Raw genomic sequence first — 2,859 nt, forward strand, 5'->3', positions numbered from 1 at the left:
TGCACCTATAACAAAAAATCCCCATCATTTCTGATGAGGATTCTTTAAAGAAAGGCGGCGACATACTCTCCCACAGGATTGCAGTACCATCTGCGCAGGCGGGCTTAACTTCTCTGTTCGAAATGGGAAGAGGTGAGCCCCGCCGCAATAACCACCTTAAGGTCGTTTTGCATGGGTAATCTTATTACTAAGACTAACAATACATAATATCTTAACACATTGAGATAAACATTCATTTTTTTTGAAAGAATCTGCTCCCCCTCATAAGAGGGGGAAGCTACAATAAGCTTACGGGTTATTAGTACTACTCGACTATGACATTACTGCCTTTACATCTATAGCCTATCAACGTGGTCATCTTCCACGACCCTTAAAAGAAATCTCATCTTGTGGTGGGTTTCGCGCTTATATGCTTTCAGCGCTTATCCCTTCCCGACGTAGCTACTCTGCGGTGCTCCTGGCGGAACAACAGATACACTAGAGGTCAGTCCAATTCGGTCCTCTCGTACTAGAATCAGATCCACTCAAATTTCTAACGCCCACAGTAGATAGAGACCGAACTGTCTCACGACGTTCTGAACCCAGCTCGCGTGCCACTTTAATGGGCGAACAGCCCAACCCTTGGGACCTTCTCCAGCCCCAGGATGTGACGAGCCGACATCGAGGTGCCAAACCCCCCCGTCGATATGAGCTCTTGGGGGAGATCAGCCTGTTATCCCCGGCGTACCTTTTATCCTTTGAGCGATGGCCCTTCCATGCGGAACCACCGGATCACTATGCTCTACTTTCGTACCTGATCGACCTGTATGTCTCTCAGTCAAGCTCCCTTATGCCATTGCACTCTACGCACGGTTACCAAGCGTGCTGAGGGAACCTTTAGAAGCCTCCGTTACTCTTTTGGAGGCGACCACCCCAGTCAAACTACCCACCAAGCAATGTCCCCCACAGTATGGGGTTAGGCCTCAGATAAGCAAAGGGTGGTATTTCAACAATGACTCCACAACGCCTGGCGACGCCATTTCACAGTCTCCCACCTATCCTACACATCACTTATCCAAGGTCAATACTAAGCTATAGTAAAGGTGCACAGGGTCTTTTCGTCCCACTGCGGGTAATCGGCATCTTCACCGATACTACAATTTCACCGAGCTCATGGCTGAGACAGCGTCCAGATCGTTACACCATTCGTGCAGGTCGGAACTTACCCGACAAGGAATTTCGCTACCTTAGGACCGTTATAGTTACGGCCGCCGTTTACTGGGGCTTCAATTCAATGCTTCTCCGAAGATAACATCTCCTCTTAACCTTCCAGCACCGGGCAGGTGTCAGGCCCTATACTTCATCTTACGATTTTGCAGAGCCCTGTGTTTTTGATAAACAGTCGCCTGGACCTCTTCACTGCGGCCCCGATTACTCGGGGCGACCCTTCTCCCGAAGTTACGGGTCTATTTTGCCTAATTCCTTAGCCATGAATCTCTCGAGCACCTTAGGATTCTCTCCTCAACTACCTGTGTCGGTTTACGGTACGGGTACTTATAATCTAAGTTTAGAAGTTTTTCTTGGCAGCCCTTAGGTACACTATCCCATCATCCGAAGAATCCGAGTACTATCGTATTTCACCAGTCCTGGCGGATTTGCCTACCAGGCCTATAGTTAGGTACTTTAACGAACTATTCCGTCAGTTCGCGGTACTTTCATCACTGCGTCACTCCATCACAATTATAAGTAGTACGGGAATATTAACCCGTTGGCCATCGACTTCCCCTTTCGGGTGCGCCTTAGGACCCGACTAACCCGCAGCTGATTAGCATAGCTGCGGAAACCTTAGTTTTTCGGTGTGCGGGTTTCTCGCCCGCATTATCGTTACTTATGCCTACATTTTCTTTTCTAACCTCTCCAGCATGCCTCGCGACACACCTTCTGCGATGTTAGAATGCTCCCCTACCACTTGTATTACTACAAATCCATAGCTTCGGTAGTATGCTTATGCCCGATTATTATCCATGCTCGTCCGCTCGACTAGTGAGCTGTTACGCACTCTTTAAATGAATGGCTGCTTCCAAGCCAACATCCTAGCTGTCGATGCAGACAAACCGCGTTTTTTCAACTTAGCATACATTTGGGGACCTTAGCTGATGGTCTGGGTTCTTTCCCTCTCGGACTTGGACCTTAGCACCCAAGCCCTCACTGCTGGTAAACATTATATAGCATTCGGAGTTTGTCAGGAATTGGTAGGCGGTGAAGCCCCCGCATCCAATCAGTAGCTCTACCTCTATATAACTTATATCCAGCGCTGCACCTAAATGCATTTCGGGGAGTACGAGCTATTTCCGAGTTTGATTGGCCTTTCACCCCTACCCACAGGTCATCCGAAGACTTTTCAACGTCAACCGGTTCGGACCTCCACTATGTGTTACCACAGCTTCATCCTGCCCATGGGTAGATCACACGGTTTCGCGTCTAACATTACTGACTAAAGCGCCCTATTCAGACTCGCTTTCGCTACGGATCCGTGACTTAATCACTTAACCTTGCCAGCAACGTTAACTCGTAGGCTCATTATGCAAAAGGCACGCCGTCACCCCACTAAAGGGCTCCGACCGCTTGTAAGCGTATGGTTTCAGGATCTATTGCACTCCGTTATTCACGGTTCTTTTCACCTTTCCTTCACAGTACTGGTTCACTATCGGTCTCTCAGGAGTATTTAGCCTTAGCGGATGGTCCCGCCAAATTCAGACAGGGTTTCACGTGCCCCGCCCTACTCAGGATACCACTATCCTTATCTTCTCTTACTTATACGGGACTATCACCCTCTTTGGTTTACCTTTCCAGGTAATTCTAATTCAATCCGCAAGAAAT

Annotated in this window: 2 rRNA genes; both read right to left on the reverse strand. The window is 48.4% G+C overall.

The annotated features are described in order from the left end of the window. Positions 1–49: 49 nt before the first annotated feature. Positions 50–159 (reverse strand): 5S ribosomal RNA (rrf, locus tag ACS8MM_RS00005). 119 nt (positions 160–278) lie between these two features. Further along, positions 279–2,859 (reverse strand): 23S ribosomal RNA (locus tag ACS8MM_RS00010); the annotation flags it as partial.

The organism is Flavobacterium sp. MAHUQ-57 (assembly GCF_051908335.1).
In the GTDB taxonomy this organism is placed as follows: domain Bacteria; phylum Bacteroidota; class Bacteroidia; order Flavobacteriales; family Flavobacteriaceae; genus Flavobacterium.